15 protein-coding genes are annotated in these 14,209 nt (G+C 71.4%); 6 read left to right on the top strand and 9 right to left on the bottom strand.

All coding sequences use genetic code 11. The features are described 5' to 3' along the window. The 4 genes from KBY19_RS10455 to KBY19_RS10470 are packed head-to-tail and all read left to right on the top strand — an operon-like array spanning window position 1 to window position 4,753. Window positions 1-2,007, top strand: coding sequence for a fumarate reductase/succinate dehydrogenase flavoprotein subunit (locus tag KBY19_RS10455; protein WP_210965639.1), 2,007 nt, complete (start codon window positions 1-3; stop codon window positions 2,005-2,007). After that, the gene (locus tag KBY19_RS10460; protein ID WP_210965640.1) at window positions 2,004-2,744 is read left to right on the top strand and encodes a succinate dehydrogenase/fumarate reductase iron-sulfur subunit; all 741 of its coding nucleotides are present in this window, start codon (window positions 2,004-2,006) and stop codon (window positions 2,742-2,744) included. The genes KBY19_RS10455 and KBY19_RS10460 overlap by 4 nt, the downstream gene beginning before the upstream one ends. A 60-nt stretch (window positions 2,745-2,804) precedes the next feature. Further along, window positions 2,805-3,968: a pentapeptide repeat-containing protein gene (locus KBY19_RS10465; RefSeq protein WP_210956037.1), complete on the top strand. Its 1,164-nt coding sequence runs from the start codon at window positions 2,805-2,807 to the stop codon at window positions 3,966-3,968. 50 nt (window positions 3,969-4,018) lie between these two features. Continuing rightward, on the top strand, window positions 4,019-4,753 hold the full coding sequence (locus KBY19_RS10470) for a class I SAM-dependent methyltransferase (protein ID WP_210965641.1): 735 nt from the start codon (window positions 4,019-4,021) through the stop codon (window positions 4,751-4,753). 213 nt (window positions 4,754-4,966) lie between these two features. Here KBY19_RS10470 and KBY19_RS10475 read toward each other — a convergent pair whose 3' ends face one another. Continuing rightward, complete coding sequence (locus tag KBY19_RS10475) at window positions 4,967-6,238, bottom strand: serine hydrolase (protein WP_210956034.1); 1,272 nt, start codon at window positions 6,236-6,238, stop codon at window positions 4,967-4,969. Between the two features lie 157 nt (window positions 6,239-6,395). Here KBY19_RS10475 and KBY19_RS10480 point away from each other — a divergent pair, with 157 nt between their 5' ends. Together KBY19_RS10480 and KBY19_RS10485 are read left to right on the top strand one after the other, a co-directional pair. Beyond that, window positions 6,396-7,547 (top strand): histidine kinase, encoded by a 1,152-nt coding sequence (locus KBY19_RS10480; RefSeq protein WP_307842468.1) that lies wholly within the window; start codon window positions 6,396-6,398, stop codon window positions 7,545-7,547. Next, window positions 7,538-8,218 (top strand): response regulator transcription factor, encoded by a 681-nt coding sequence (locus tag KBY19_RS10485; protein WP_210965642.1) that lies wholly within the window; start codon window positions 7,538-7,540, stop codon window positions 8,216-8,218. The genes KBY19_RS10480 and KBY19_RS10485 overlap by 10 nt, the downstream gene beginning before the upstream one ends. A 91-nt stretch (window positions 8,219-8,309) precedes the next feature. Here KBY19_RS10485 and hisF read toward each other — a convergent pair whose 3' ends face one another. The 8 genes from hisF to hisD all read right to left on the bottom strand — a co-directional run bounded on the left by hisF (window position 8,310) and on the right by hisD (window position 14,172). After that, complete coding sequence (gene hisF, locus KBY19_RS10490) at window positions 8,310-9,068, bottom strand: imidazole glycerol phosphate synthase subunit HisF (protein WP_099879822.1); 759 nt, start codon at window positions 9,066-9,068, stop codon at window positions 8,310-8,312. Then, the gene (locus KBY19_RS10495; protein WP_185016612.1) at window positions 9,065-9,490 is read right to left on the bottom strand and encodes a Rid family hydrolase; all 426 of its coding nucleotides are present in this window, start codon (window positions 9,488-9,490) and stop codon (window positions 9,065-9,067) included. The genes hisF and KBY19_RS10495 overlap by 4 nt, the downstream gene beginning before the upstream one ends. Next, a complete protein-coding gene (gene priA / locus KBY19_RS10500; RefSeq protein WP_099879827.1) occupies window positions 9,490-10,215 on the bottom strand; it encodes a bifunctional 1-(5-phosphoribosyl)-5-((5-phosphoribosylamino)methylideneamino)imidazole-4-carboxamide isomerase/phosphoribosylanthranilate isomerase PriA in 726 nt (241 codons plus the stop codon). Before priA ends, KBY19_RS10495 begins: the two co-directional genes overlap by 1 nt. A 127-nt stretch (window positions 10,216-10,342) precedes the next feature. Beyond that, window positions 10,343-10,993, bottom strand: coding sequence for an imidazole glycerol phosphate synthase subunit HisH (gene hisH / locus KBY19_RS10505; protein WP_099886417.1), 651 nt, complete (start codon window positions 10,991-10,993; stop codon window positions 10,343-10,345). Next, entirely contained in the window at window positions 10,993-11,157 is a 165-nt protein-coding gene (locus tag KBY19_RS10510; RefSeq protein ID WP_173869221.1) for a hypothetical protein, read from the bottom strand. Before KBY19_RS10510 ends, hisH begins: the two co-directional genes overlap by 1 nt. Continuing rightward, on the bottom strand, window positions 11,154-11,744 hold the full coding sequence (gene hisB / locus KBY19_RS10515; protein ID WP_099879829.1) for an imidazoleglycerol-phosphate dehydratase HisB: 591 nt from the start codon (window positions 11,742-11,744) through the stop codon (window positions 11,154-11,156). Before hisB ends, KBY19_RS10510 begins: the two co-directional genes overlap by 4 nt. Beyond that, entirely contained in the window at window positions 11,744-12,886 is a 1,143-nt protein-coding gene (locus KBY19_RS10520) for a histidinol-phosphate transaminase (protein ID WP_210965643.1), read from the bottom strand. The genes hisB and KBY19_RS10520 overlap by 1 nt, the downstream gene beginning before the upstream one ends. Next, the gene (hisD, locus tag KBY19_RS10525) at window positions 12,883-14,172 is read right to left on the bottom strand and encodes a histidinol dehydrogenase (RefSeq protein WP_099879833.1); all 1,290 of its coding nucleotides are present in this window, start codon (window positions 14,170-14,172) and stop codon (window positions 12,883-12,885) included. Before hisD ends, KBY19_RS10520 begins: the two co-directional genes overlap by 4 nt. Window positions 14,173-14,209 lie beyond the last annotated feature (37 nt).

The raw sequence follows: 14,209 nt of genomic DNA on the forward strand, positions 1-14,209 counted from the left end.
ATGACCACCCCCTACCAGGACCACCGGACCGGCGAGCCGCTCGCCGACACCAAGGCACCCGACGGGCCGATGGCCGAGCGCTGGAACAAGCGCCGCTTCGAGGCCAAGCTGGTCAACCCCGCCAACCGCCGCAAGTACACCGTCATCGTCGTCGGCACCGGGCTGGCCGGCGGCTCGGCGGGCGCCACCCTCGCCGAGGCGGGCTATCACGTCGTCCAGTTCTGCTACCAGGACTCCCCGCGCCGCGCCCACTCCGTCGCCGCACAGGGCGGCATCAACGCCGCGAAGAACTACCGCAACGACGGCGACTCGGTCCACCGCCTCTTCTACGACACCGTCAAGGGCGGCGACTTCCGCTCCCGCGAGTCCAATGTGCACCGGCTGGCGGAGATCTCCACCGAGATCATCGACCAGTGCGTCGCGCAGGGCGTGCCGTTCGCCCGCGAGTACGGCGGGCTGCTGGACACCCGCTCCTTCGGCGGCGTCCAGGTCTCCCGCACCTTCTACGCCCGCGGCCAGACCGGACAGCAGCTGCTGCTCGGCGCCTATCAGGCGCTCTCCCGGCAGATCGCGGCCGGCAACGTGGAGATGCACGCCCGCACCGAGATGCTGGATCTGATCGTGGTCGACGGGCGGGCACGCGGCATCGTCGCCCGCGATCTGCTGACCGGCCGGATCGACACCTACTTCGCCGACGCGGTGGTACTGGCGACCGGCGGCTACGGCAGCGTCTTCTACCTGTCCACCAACGCCAAGAACTCCAACGCGACGGCCGTCTGGCGCGCACACCGCAGGGGCGCGTACTTCGCCAACCCCTGCTTCACCCAGATCCACCCCACCTGCATCCCGCGCTCCGGCGACCACCAGTCCAAGCTGACGCTGATGAGCGAGTCGCTGCGCAACGACGGCCGGATCTGGGTGCCCAAGGCGGCCGGTGACGACCGCCCGCCGCAGGACATCCCCGAGGACGAGCGCGACTACTACCTGGAGCGCCTCTACCCCTCGTTCGGCAACCTCGTCCCCCGCGACATCGCCTCCCGCGCCGCGAAGAACGTCTGCGACGAGGGTCGCGGCGTCGGCCCCAGGGGGCACGGACAGAGGGGCGGAGCCGAAGGCTCCTCGGCTGGGGGCGGTGGCGTGCGACGGGAGGGCGTCTATCTCGACTTCGCCGACGCCATCGCCCGGCTGGGCCGAGCGGCCGTGGAGGAGAGGTACGGCAACCTCTTCGAGATGTACGCGCGGATCACCGCCGAGGACCCGTACACCCGGCCCATGCGGATCTATCCGGCCATCCATTACACGATGGGCGGGCTGTGGGTCGACTACGACCTGATGACCACCGTTCCCGGTCTCTTCGCCATCGGCGAGGCCAACTTCTCCGACCACGGCGCCAACCGGCTCGGCGCCTCCGCGCTGATGCAGGGGCTGGCCGACGGCTACTTCGTCCTCCCGGCCACCCTGGGCGACTATCTGGCCCGGCACCCGCACGAAGACGTCGACCCGGACCATCCGGCCGTCCACGAGGCGGTGTTCGCGGTCACCGACCGGCTCTACGCACTGCTGTCCAACAACGGCGACCGCACCCCCGACTCCTTCCACCGCGAACTCGGCGAGCTGATGTGGGACGAGTGCGGCATGTCCCGCACCGAGGAGGGGCTGCGCAAGGCGCTGGAGCGCATCCCCGAACTGCGTGCCGAGTTCTGGCGGCGGATCAGGGTGCCCGGCTCCGGTGAGGCGCTCAACCAGTCGCTGGAGAAGGCCAACCGGGTCGCCGACCACCTGGAGCTGGCCGAGCTGATGTGCCTGGACGCGCTGCACCGCACCGAGTCGTGCGGCGGCCACTTCCGCGAGGAGTCCCGCACCGCGGACGGTGAGGCGGTACGCCAGGACGAGGAGTTCTGCTACGCCGCCGCCTGGGAGTTCACCGGCGTCGGCCGGGCCCCCGTGCTGCACAAGGAGGCCCTCCACTTCGAGTACGTCCACCCCACCCAGCGGAGCTACACATGAACCTGACCCTCCGGATCTGGCGCCAGCCGGACGCCTCGGCGGACGGCGAGATGCGCACCTACGAGGTGACGGACATCTCCCCCGACATGTCGTTCCTGGAGATGCTCGACACTCTCAACGAGACGCTGATCGAACAGAATGAGGAACCCATCGCCTTCGACCACGACTGCCGTGAAGGCATCTGCGGTGCCTGCGGCATGGTCATCAACGGCCAGGCACACGGGCCCGAGCGCACCACCACCTGCCAGCTGCACATGCGGCACTTTGCCGACGGCGACACCATCGACATCGAGCCCTGGCGGGCCGCCGCCTTCCCTGTCGTACGGGACCTGGTCGTCGACCGGTCCGCGTTCGACCGGGTGATCGGCGCCGGGGGCTACATCACGGCGCCCACCGGCTCGGCGCCCGAGGCCCATGCCACGGTGGTGCCCAAGCCCGCCGCCGACGCGGCCTTCGCCCACGCCGAGTGCATCGGCTGCGGCGCCTGTGTGGCCGCCTGCCCGAACGGGGCGGCCATGCTGTTCACCTCCGCCAAGGTCAACCACCTCAATGTGCTGCCGCAGGGCGCGCCCGAGCGGGAGGCCCGGGTGCTCGGCATGGTCGAGCAGATGGACGCCGAGGGTTTCGGCGGCTGCACCTTGACGGGCGAGTGCGCCACGGCCTGCCCCAAGGGCATCCCGATGCCGTCGATCGCCGCGATGAACCGCGAGTACCTGCGGGCCGCAGCCAAGCGGTGAGCCGGCGCCCCACCCGGCATCCTTGATCGATTTCCGCTGGACGTCCTAGGCTCCCGGTCCATGGAGACGGGGGGACCGGGCCACGGCCCACGGCGGTGGCGTGAGCGGCTGGTCGGAGCCCGGGCAGGTGTGGCGCTGCTCGCCGGCGCAGCGGGGCTGACCGTGCTGGGAGCGGTCTTCGTCGTCGTTCCCGGTGCGGTGGTCGACCATGATCTGTCCGGAGCACACGTCGCCGCGCACGACCGGCTCAAGGCGGTCAACGATGTCCGCACCACGCTTCTGCAGGTGATCGGCGGCCTGGTGGTGCTCATCGGCGCGTACGCGACCTGGCGGCAGCTGCGGGTCAGTCAGGAGGGCCTGCGCCTCACTCAGGAGGGGTACATCACCGACCGGTTCAGCCGGGCGGTCGACCAGCTCGGCAGCGACACACTGGATGTGCGCATCGGCGGCTTCCACGCGCTGTGGCGCATAGCGGAGCACTCGCCCCGCGACCGCGAGGCCGTCATCTCCATCCAGGCCGCCTATCTGCGTTCGCATCTGCCGTGGCCGCCCGGCGGGCCGGAAGCGCCGGCGGCGGACACGCCCATCAACGACATCGCCCCGCTGGAGACCCGGGTCCCCGACGCCCAGGTGGCGCTGACCGGTCTCGGCTCGCTGTGCCAGTACCGCGAGCAGAGCTGGGTCAACCTCAGCCGCACCGATCTGCGCCGGGCCGACGGCGACGGGCTGGTGCTGCCCGAGGTCAACCTCGACGGCGCCTGTATGGAGGCCGCCGGCCTCTACCACGCCGATCTGACCCAGGCGTCGCTCACCTCCGTCAATCTGCGCCACGGCGACCTGCAGACCGCGATCCTGCGCAGGGCACGCTGCGTCTCGGCCGATCTGCGGGGCGCGCGGCTGGTCGAGACCGACCTGCGCGACGCCGATTTGTCCGAGGCCGACGTGCGCGAGGCGAACCTGCGCAAGGCCGACGCCAAGGGTGCCGCCTTCCGCGGCGCCGACCTGCGCCTGGCCGATCTGCGTGGCACCGACCTGAGCACGGCCGACCTGGACCGGGCACGGTTGACGGGTGCCCTGGTCAGCGACCGTACGCGCTGGCCCGCCGGCTTCGACCACACGGCCACCGGCGTCGTGGCCACCGAGGACCCCGGTCCCGAACCGCCGCCCCTGCTGCAGCCGCCGGGGATCACGACCCAGCATCCGCCGCTGCGCTCCCTGCCGTGACCAGGAGCCCGGCACCGGACTCCACCGGCAACCGGCCATACAGTGGTGGCGTGACGACCAGCCAGCGGCCCACTCTGCCCGAACTCGCCCGCCAGGCGCTCTCCTCCGTCCAGCGCGGTTACGACCTGCTGGCACCGAAGTTCGATCACACCCACTACCGCACCCCCGACCCGGTGCTGGAGGCGACGGCGGCAGCGCTCAGGACCGGCGGCGGCGGTCCCTTCGGCGACGGACTCGACCTGTGCTGCGGCACCGGAGCGGGCCTGCGGGTGCTCCGCGCGGTGTGCACGGACCGCGCCGTGGGTGTCGACTTCAGCGCGGGCATGCTGGCCGAGGCCGAACCGGCCTTCGCGGCCCCCCGGCCCCCGGCCCCGTACCGGGTGCGGGCCAACGCGCACGCGCTGCCCTTCCGCCGGGCCGCCTTCGACCTGGTGGTCAGCTTCGGCGCGTTCGGCCACTTCCTGCCGTCCGAACGCCCCTACCTGTTCGAGGAGGTACGCGAAGTCCTCCGGGACGGCGGCACGTTCGCGTTCCCGATGGCGGCGCCACCGCGCCCGTGGACGGCGGCCTACTGGTCGCTGCTGGCGTTCGACGCGGCGATGCGGGTACGCAACGCCGCGTGGCGGCCGCCGTTCGTCATGTACTACCGCACCTGGCCGCTGGCCGACGTCCGCGACGACCTGGGGCGGACCGGCTTCGACGTAGCCCTGCGGCCCCTCCCGGAACTGGGCCACCGGAACGACGGCTCACCGCGCTGCCGCCTGGTCGTGGCGACGAAGCGCTGACCCCGGTAGAGAGAGACTGATTCCGTGAGGGCCTTACGTGGCCCGTGAACGGTCCGACCGGCCGTCCCGGCGACGCGGCGACGCGGCGGCGAGCACGGCGGGGCCCGGCTTATCGCCGTGTTCCGGGTGCCGCCGCAGCAGTACGGCACGGTCGGTGCCCCGACTCCGGTCCCCCGCCGTACGCGCCGCTTGCCGGAGAGCCGGGCGAGGCCGTCAGCTGTCCTGCCCGCGGCCGGGGGTGTCGCACAGCGCGTGGTCGACGAGGTCGCTGGCGGCTTTCTCCTGTCGAAGGGCGTTGTCGGGCGAGTCGCCCAGGGCGGTGGACATGGAGACGGTGACAGCGCGGCTCCCGTCGTCGGTGGCGCCGTTGAGAGTGATGTAGCCGCCATCGCCTCCTTCGTGGCTCCAGTAGCTCCCGCCGCAGGACAGTGGTCGGTTGACCAGGCCGAGGCCGTAGCGTCCGCCCGGCCACAGGACCTGGGTCTCCTCGTCGACCCGGACGGTGTCCTGCATCTCGGCCAGCCGCGCCCGGGGCAGCAGTTCACCGCCGAGCAGGGCCCGGAAGAAGCGGTTGACATCCGCCGTGGTGGAGACGTAGCCGCCGGGGTCGGGGAGGACCAGAGCGGTGACGTCGACCCGTTGGCCGGAGGGGAAGACCTGGTAGCCGTTGGCGTGTGGACGGCGGAGTGTGGGGGTGCTGCCGGGCAGATAGGTGCGGTCCATGCCGAGTGGTTTCAGGACCCGGTCCTCGACCTCCTGGTGCCAAGGGCGATCTGTGGCCTTCTCGATGACCATGTCGAGCAGGGCGTAGCCGGTGTTGGAGTAGCTCCACCCGGTGCCGGGTGGGAAGTCGGGACGGTGCTTCATCGCCCGCGCGACGATCTGCCGGGATGTGTAGGTGTCGTATCGGCGCTCGTGGTACTCCTGCGCGGTGGTGTAGCCGGGGAGATCGTCGTCGTGGATGCCGCTGGTGTGCTGGAGGAGTTGGCGGATGGTGATGCGGCGTCCGTCGTTGCCGTTGCCGTCCACCAAGCCGGGCAGCCAGCGGTCCACTGTGTCGTCGAGTGCCAGCTTGCCCTCGTCGACCAGTTGCAGGACCACCGCGGCCACGAACGCCTTGCCGGTGCTGGCTGTCCGGAAGTAGCCGTTGCGGGGCACCGGACGGTCAGTGCCCGCCTCGGCGACGCCGCTGGTGGCGACAAGATCACGGCCGGGACCGGTGGTCACCCGTGCCTGGACGCCGGTGACCCCCAGTGCCCGGATGGCGTCGGTGTCCCGGCGCAGATCGTCCTGTCCGTATCCGGGTGCGGTGGATTCACGCGCGTCGGCAGGCAGCTGGATGACAGCGGCCGCGCCGGCAGTGACGAGGGCAGCCACAACGGCGGTCAGCCACCGTTTGCCGATGCGGCGGCCTTGCCGACTCGTCCGGTCGGGCGGGGAAGTGTGCGGGTGGTGCGGCGCGGGCGTCGGGGTTGTGAGTCTCATGCCCCGCAACGCTAGGCACGCATCGGGTGCGGATCGCTACCACGGACTCCCGTAGAAAAGGTACAGCTACCTGTAGTGCAGCAGGGTCGCCCGGTTCCTAGGGTGCATCACGTGGGGCCGTCCCACACACCTGTAGGACAGAGGGAAAGTGAAACAAGTGCCAGGCGTACTCGGCGCAACCCGCGCACGGTGGCCCAAGGCGTGGCGCAGTGGGCGTTACCTGCTGGGCACCTTGGTGGCCGCGGCGGTGACGCTCGCCGCGATGCCTCTGCTGTGTGTTCCGTCGCTGTTGCAGCCCTGGGCGGAGCGGCAACGCCGGCGCGCCGGGGCGCTGCTGGGGCAGCCGATCGAGCCGCGCCCACGAGCCGCCCGCCGAAACCTGGTGTGGCTCGTGACGCAGGTGGCCACCGGTCTGCCGACCGGTGCCCTTGCCCTGCTGTGCCTGGGCAGCCTGTTTCTCACTCCCGTCATCACTGTGCTGTGGTGGGCCTTCCCGACAGCGCCATGGCTGCCCGTGATCAGCGTTCCCCTCACCGGCTGGGGCACCGCGTTGTCGCTCGGCCTGGTGAATCTCGTGTCCCTGGCGGCACTGGCCGCCCTCCTCCTCCCGCCGCTCGCCCGAGCGCACGCCCGGTGCTGCCTCGCAGTCCTGGCACCCTCGCCCGCGGAGCAACTGGTCGAAAGAGTCACCGAACTCACCCGGACACGTGCCGACGTCCTGCAGGCGCACAGTGCGGAGCTCCGCCGGATCGAACGAGACCTGCACGACGGCACCCAGGCCCGGCTCGTGGCCATCGCGATGCGGCTCGCCGTGGCCGGCGAAAACCTCTCCGACGGCCCCGACCCGGCCGCCACTCTGGTACGGCAGGCCCATGGCGAGACCGAGGACGCGATGGCCGAACTACGTTCCGTCATCCGCACCATCTATCCCCCGGTACTGGCCGACCAGGGCCTCTCCGGCGCGCTCAGCACCCTGGCCACCAGGGCCGGTGCGCCGACCCGCATCGATGTCGGCCCGCTCGGAGAGATTCCCGCAGCGGTCGAGGCCGTCGCCTACTTCGCCGTCACCGAGGCGCTGGCGAACATCGCCCGACACAGCCGGGCCACCAGTGCCTCGGTCCGCGTCACACGCGACGGTGTGCTGCTCCGCACGCAGATCACCGACAACGGGAACGGCGGAGCGGACGCGACCCGGGGGTCGGGGCTGGACGGAATGCGCCGCCGCGCCGCCGCCCTGGACGGCACCATGAGGATCAGCAGCCCGCCGGGCGGGCCGACCGCCATCACCGTGGAGCTCCCGTGCGCGTAGTGATCGCCGAGGACAACGTCCTGCTGTCGTCCGGGCTCGAGCTCCTGCTCAACTCCCAGGGCTTCGAGGTCGTCGCGATCGCAGCCAACGCGCCTGGTTTCCGTACCGCCGTCGATACCCACCGGCCGGACGTCACCATCGTGGACGTGCGGCTGCCCCCGACCTTCCGTGACGAGGGCATCCGGGCCGCGGTCGAAGCCCGCCGGGAACGTCCCGGGCTTCCCGGCCTGGTCCTGTCGCAATACGTGGAGCAGGAGTACGCGGGTCGTCTCCTCGCCGACGCCCGGGGCGGCATCGGGTATCTGCTCAAGGACCGGGTGAGCCGTGTCGCGGAATTCACCGACGCATTGCGCCGGGTGGCAGTCGGTGGCACCGCCATGGACCCCGAGGTCATCGCTCAGCTCCTCGCCAGCGGCGATCCCGTCGATGCCCTGACCGCACGTGAGCGCGAAGTCCTCGCGCTGATGGCCGAGGGCCACGACAACGCGGCCATCGCGCAGCGGCTCGTCATCACCGACAATGCCGTCCACAAACACATCGGCAATGTCTTCCTCAAACTCGGCCTGTCGGCCGGCGAGAGCGGCCACCGCCGAGTCCGCGCCGTCCTGGCCTACCTCCGCCGCCATGGCGGTACCACGCTCGACCCGACGACATCGCACCCAGGGACATGAACAGCGGTACCGGGTGCGGAAGCTACGGCGCCCGGTCCCCGGTGGCCGGCCGTCGCCGGCATTCCCGTGCGACGGCCCGACCGGCCGGGCCTCAGCGCACCGGGTGGCCCGCGTCGCGGAGGGTGTTCTTCACCTCGCCGATCCGCAGATCGCCGAAGTGGAAGACGGAGGCGGCCAGTACGGCGTCGGCACCCGCTCCGATGGCCGGCGGGAAGTGGTCGAGGCGTCCGGCGCCGCCGGAGGCGATCACCGGGACGGTGACGTGCTTCCGGACGGCGGCGATCATCTCCGTGTCGTAGCCGTCCTTGGTGCCGTCCGCGTCCATGGAGTTGAGCAGGATCTCCCCGGCGCCCAGTTCGGCGGCGCGGTGGGCCCACTCGACGGCGTCGAGGCCGGTGCCGCGGCGCCCGCCGTGCGTGGTGACCTCGAATCCCTCGCCTCCGGCGCGGCGGCGGGCGTCGACGGACAGCACCAGCACCTGGCGCCCGAAGCGTTCGGCGATCTCCCGGATCAGCTCGGGACGGGCGATGGCCGCGGTGTTGACGCCCACCTTGTCGGCCCCGGCGCGCAGCAGCTTGTCCACGTCCCCAGGAGTGCGCACCCCGCCGCCGACGGTCAGCGGGATGAACACCTGCTCGGCGGTGCGCCGCACCACGTCGTAGGTGGTCTCGCGGTCGCCGGAGGAGGCCGTGATGTCCAGGAACGTCAGCTCGTCGGCGCCCTCGGCGTCGTAGACCTTGGCCATCTCGACCGGGTCGCCGGCGTCGCGCAGGTTCTGGAAGTTGACGCCCTTGACGACCCGGCCGCCGTCCACGTCCAGGCAGGGGATGACTCGGACCGCGAGGGTCATGCGGGGTGTGCTCCTTGGGTGCCCTGTGTACCTTGCTGGTCCCGGTACGCCTCCATCTCGACCTCGACCACCAGGCTGGGGTCGGCGAACCCGGAAACGATGATCATGGAGGAGACCGGCCGGACCTCGCCGAACAGCTCCTTGTGGGCGCGGCCCACCTCTTCCACGTCCCGCGCATGGGCGAGGAACATGCGGGTGCGCACCACGCTGTCGGCGCCCAGCCCGAGGCTCTTCAGCGCGTCCAGCCCGACGCCGAACGCGGTGATGGCCTGCTCGTACGGGCCCCCCTCGGTGATCACGCCGTCCACGACCGAGGTGCAGCCGGCCACCAGCACCAGGCCGTTGGGCAGCTCCACCGCGCGGGAGTAGCCGAAGGGTTCCTCCCACGGAGCATCGGACGCGATCCGGTGTATCGAACCCATCAGGCAACCGCCTCCAACGCCTCTTCAAGGGTGAACGCCTTGGCGTAGAGGGCCTTTCCCACGATCGCCCCTTCGACACCTTCGCCGACCAGTCCCGCGATGGCCCGCAGGTCGTCGAGGGAGGAGACACCGCCGCTGGCGATCACCGGCCGGTCGGTGACGGCGCACACGTTGCGCAGCAGCTCCAGGTTGGGGCCCTTGAGGGTGCCGTCCTTGGCGATGTCGGTGACGACGTAGCGGGCGCAGCCCTCGGAGTCGAGGCGGGCCAGCGTCTCGTACAGGTCGCCGCCGTCCCGGGTCCAGCCGCGGCCGCGCAGCGTGGTGCCGCGTACATCGAGGCCGACCGCGATCTTGTCGCCGTGCTCGGCGATGACCTTGGCGACCCACTCGGGGGCCTCCAGCGCGGCCGTACCGAGGTTGACGCGGCGGCAGCCGGTCGCCAGCGCCGCCTTGAGCGAGGCGTCGTCGCGGATGCCGCCGGACAGCTCGACCTTGATGTCCATCGCGCGCGCCACCTCGGCGATCCGCTCCCGGTTGTCACCGGTGCCGAACGCGGCGTCCAGGTCGACCAGGTGCAGCCACTCGGCTCCGGCCCGCTGCCAGGCCAGCGCGGCCTCCAGCGGGTCGCCGTAGGAGGTCTCGGAGCCGGACTCCCCGTGTACCAGGCGGACGGCCTGTCCGTCGCGGACGTCTACGGCGGGCAGCAGCTCAAGCCGGTTGCTCACGGCGCTCTCGCTCTCTGGGCTCTGAGGACTTACGGGGCTCACAGCATCTTTCCGTTCGCTTCTCCGCCCACGCGGCTACGTACGGCTGTCGTCTCCGACTGCGGCCCGGCAGCCGCGCGTGCGTCGCTCACAGTGTTTCGATCCAGTTTCTCAGCAGCTGTGCTCCGGCGTCGCCGGACTTCTCGGGGTGGAACTGGGTGGCCCACAGCGGCCCGTTCTCCACGGCGGCGACGAAGCGCCCGGCGTGCGTCGTCCAGCTCACCACCGGCGGCGCGAGGGCCGGGTTGGTGGCCTGGAGCTCCCAGTCGTGCACGGCGTAGGAGTGTACGAAGTAGTAGCGCTCGTCGGCGGGCACGCCGGCGAACAGCCGCGAGTCGTCCGGCGCCGCCACGGTGTTCCAGCCCATGTGCGGGACCGGGTGCGCCGCGTCGGTGGCGAGCGGGCCGACGGTGCCGGGCCACTCGTCCATGCCCTCGGCCTCCTCGCCGTGCTCGATGCCCCGGGAGAAGAGGATCTGCATACCGACGCAGATGCCCATGACGGGCCGGCCACCGGCCAGCCGCCGCCCGATCACCCAGTGGCCGCGCGCTTCGACCAGTCCTGCCATGCAGGCGGCGAACGCCCCCACTCCGGGGACGAGGAGGCCGTCGGCGGCCATCGCCCTGTCGTAGTCGCGGGTGATCTCGACATCGGCTCCGGCTCGCTCCAGTGCGCGCTCGGCCGAGCGCACGTTGCCGAAGCCGTAGTCGAAGACCACCACGCTCTTGGAGTTGCTCATCACGACCACCAGTCCAACCGCAGGATTCCCGCCACCAGGCACATGGCCGAGGCGAGCGAGAGCAGCACGATCACACCCTTGGGCAGCTGCTGCTTCCAGAAGGAGATCGCCCCGCCGGCCAGGAACAGCCCCACGAAGATCAGCAGCGCCGCCAGCCCCGTCACAGGGCGCCCTTGGTGGAGGGGATACCGGTCTGCCGCGGGTCCCTCTCGCTGGCGTAGCGCAGGGCGCGGGCCAGCGCCTTGAACTGGCACTCCACGATGTGGTGCGCGTTGCGCCCGTACGGTACGTGGACGTGCAGGGCGATCTGGGCCTGGGCGACGAAGGACTCCAGGATGTGCCGGGTCATCGTCGTGTCGTAGCTGCCGATCATCGGCGCCATGGACTCGGGCTCGGTGTGCACCAGGTAGGGGCGCCCCGACAGGTCCACGGTCACCTGGGCGAGCGACTCGTCCAGCGGCACCGAGGCGTTGGCGAACCGGACGATGCCCCGCTTGTCGCCGAGGGCCTGCTTGAAGGCGGCGCCCAGCGCCAGCGAGGTGTCCTCGATGGTGTGGTGGCTGTCGATGTGCAGATCGCCCTCGGTCTTGACCGTGAGGTCGAACAGGCCGTGCCGGCCGAGCTGGTCGAGCATGTGGTCGTAGAAGCCCACGCCCGTGGAGACGTCCACGTCGCCCTTGCCGTCGAGGTCGATCTCGACCACGACAGAGGTCTCCTTGGTGGTGCGCTCCACCCGGCCCTTGCGCGTCATCAGTCGCTCTTCTCCTTCAGTTCCTTCGTCACGGCTCGCACCGCGTCGAGGAACGCGTCGTTCTCCTCCGGCGTGCCCGCCGTCACCCGCAGCCAGCCGGGGACCCCGTTGTCCCGGACCAGTACGCCGTGGGCCAGCAGCGCCTCCCACACGGCGTGCGATCCGGCCGCGCCGTCGAAGCGGCCGAACTGTACGAAGTTGGCGTCCGAGGCGGTGACCTGGCAGCCGATGGCCCGCAGCTCGGTCACCAGCCGGTCGCGTTCGGTCTTCAGCTGCTCCACGTAGCCGAGCAGGGTGTCGGTGTGCTCCAGCGCGGCCAGCGCCGTGGCCTGGGTGACCGCCGACAGGTGGTAGGGCAGCCGCACCAGCTGGACGGCGTCCACCACGGCGGGCGCCGCGGCCAGATAGCCGAGCCGCAGCCCGGCGGCGCCGAACGCCTTGGACATGGTGCGCGAGAGCACCAGCGCGTCACGGCCCTCGATCAGCGGCAGCAGCGAGGGGTGGTGCGAGAACTCGCCGTACGCCTCGTCCACCACCACCAGCGCGCCGTGTTCATGACGGTCCGACCGGGCCGCCTGCGCGGCCTCGTACAGCGCCAGCACCGTCTCCTCGGTGACGGCGGTGCCGGTCGGATTGTTGGGCGAGCAGATGAACACGACGTCCGGCCGGTGCTCGGCGATGGCGGCGACGGCGGCCTCGGTGTCGATGGTGAAGTCGTCGTTGCGCGGACCCGACAGCCAGCCGGTGCCGGTGCCGCGGGCGATCAGCGCGTGCATCGAGTACGAGGGCTCGAAGCCCAGCGCCGTACGCCCTGGCCCGCCGAACGCCTGGAGGAGCTGCTGGAGCACCTCGTTGGAGCCGTTGGCCGCCCACACCTGCCGGTGGTCGACGGTGTGACCCGCCGTGCGGGACAGATAGCGGGCGAGCTCGGTGCGCAGCTCGACCGCGTCCCGGTCCGGGTAGCGGTTCAGCCCGCGCGCGGCCTCGGTGACCCGCTCGGCGATCCGCGCCACCAGCTCCTCGGGGAGCGGGTAGGGGTTCTCGTTGGTGTTCAGCAGTACGGGGACGTCCAGCTGCGGCGCGCCGTAGGGGGACTTGCCGCGCAGCTCGTCCCTGATCGGGAGATCGTCAATGCCGGTCACGAGCCGCTCTCCGGAACCTTCCAGTCGAACCTTGCCTTGAGTGCCGTGCCGTGTGCGGGCAGGTCCTCCGCCTCCGCCAGGGCGACGACGTGGTGGGTGACCTCGGCCAGCGCGTCCCGGGTGTAGTCCACGACGTGGATACCGCGCAGGAAGGACTGGACCGAAAGGCCCGAGGAGTGGCAGGCGCAGCCGCCGGTCGGCAGCACATGGTTGGAGCCCGCGGCGTAGTCGCCGAGCGAGACGGGAGCGTACGGGCCGACGAAGATCGCGCCCGCGTTGCGTACCCGCGCCGCCCAGGCCGCCGCGTCGGCCGTCTGGATCTCCAGGTGTTCGGCGGCGTAGGCGTTGACGACGGCCAGGCCGGCTTCGAGGGAGTCGACCAGGACGATGCCCGACTGCCGCCCGGCCAGCGCCTCGGCGATGCGTTCGCTGTGCTTGGTGGCGGGCACCTGGGTCTTCAGCTCGGCCTCGACCGCCTCGGCCAGCGCCTCGGAGGGGGTGACCAGCACCGCGGCGGCCACCACGTCGTGCTCGGCCTGGGAGATCAGGTCGGAAGCGACGTGGGCCGCGTCCGCGGTGTCGTCGGCGAGGATCGCGATCTCGGTCGGGCCCGCCTCGGAGTCGATACCGATGACGCCCTTGAGCAGCCGCTTGGCCGCGGCCACATAGATGTTGCCGGGGCCGGTCACCAGCTGGGCAGGGGCGCACTCCTCGGTGCCGTGGGCGAACATCGCCACGGCCTGGGCGCCGCCCACCGCGTAGACCTCCTCGACGCCCAGCAAGGCGCAGGCGGCGAGGATGGTGGGGTGCGGCAGGCCCGCGAACTCGCGCTGCGCGGGTGAGGCCACGGCCAGCGAGCCGACGCCCGCCTCCTGCGCGGGCACCACATTCATCACCACGGACGACGGGTAGACGGCGCGCCCGCCCGGTACGTACAGCCCCACGCGCTCCACCGGAACCCAGCGCTCGGTGACGGTGCCGCCGGGCACCACCTGCACGGTGGAGTCGGTGCGCCGCTGGTCGCGGTGGACGATCCGGGCGCGCCGGACGGACTCCTCCAGGGCCGCGCGGACGGTCGGGTCCAGCTCGGCCAGGGCCTCGCGGAGCGCCTCGGCCGGCACCCGGGTGCGCTCCAGGCGCACCCCGTCGAACTTCTCCGTGTACTCGATCACCGCGGCCGCGCCACGATGCCGTACGTCGTCGCAGATGGGCCGCACCTTCTCCAGGGCGGCCTCGACGTCGAGCTCGGCACGGGGCAGCAGGTCACGGTCGAGCGCGCCGCTCACCGGGCCGGAGGCCGGAGGGGTGCCCTCCGCCGGGAGG

It is taken from the genome of Streptomyces sp. B15 (assembly GCF_018070605.1).
Taxonomy (GTDB): Bacteria; Actinomycetota; Actinomycetes; order Streptomycetales; family Streptomycetaceae; genus Streptomyces; species Streptomyces smyrnaeus.

Bases quoted from the DNA above. Each gene is read 5' to 3' on its own strand.
- KBY19_RS10455 (WP_210965639.1), top strand. From the start codon at position 1: ATGACCACCCCCTACCAGGACCACCGGACCGGCGAGCCGCTCGCCGAC.
- KBY19_RS10460 (WP_210965640.1), top strand. From the start codon at position 2,004: ATGAACCTGACCCTCCGGATCTGGCGCCAGCCGGACGCCTCGGCGGAC.
- KBY19_RS10465 (WP_210956037.1), top strand. From the start codon at position 2,805: ATGGAGACGGGGGGACCGGGCCACGGCCCACGGCGGTGGCGTGAGCGG.
- KBY19_RS10475 (WP_210956034.1), bottom strand. From the start codon at position 6,238: ATGAGACTCACAACCCCGACGCCCGCGCCGCACCACCCGCACACTTCC.
- hisF (WP_099879822.1), bottom strand. From the start codon at position 9,068: ATGACCCTCGCGGTCCGAGTCATCCCCTGCCTGGACGTGGACGGCGGC.
- KBY19_RS10495 (WP_185016612.1), bottom strand. From the start codon at position 9,490: ATGGGTTCGATACACCGGATCGCGTCCGATGCTCCGTGGGAGGAACCC.
- hisH (WP_099886417.1), bottom strand. From the start codon at position 10,993: ATGAGCAACTCCAAGAGCGTGGTGGTCTTCGACTACGGCTTCGGCAAC.
- hisB (WP_099879829.1), bottom strand. From the start codon at position 11,744: ATGACGCGCAAGGGCCGGGTGGAGCGCACCACCAAGGAGACCTCTGTC.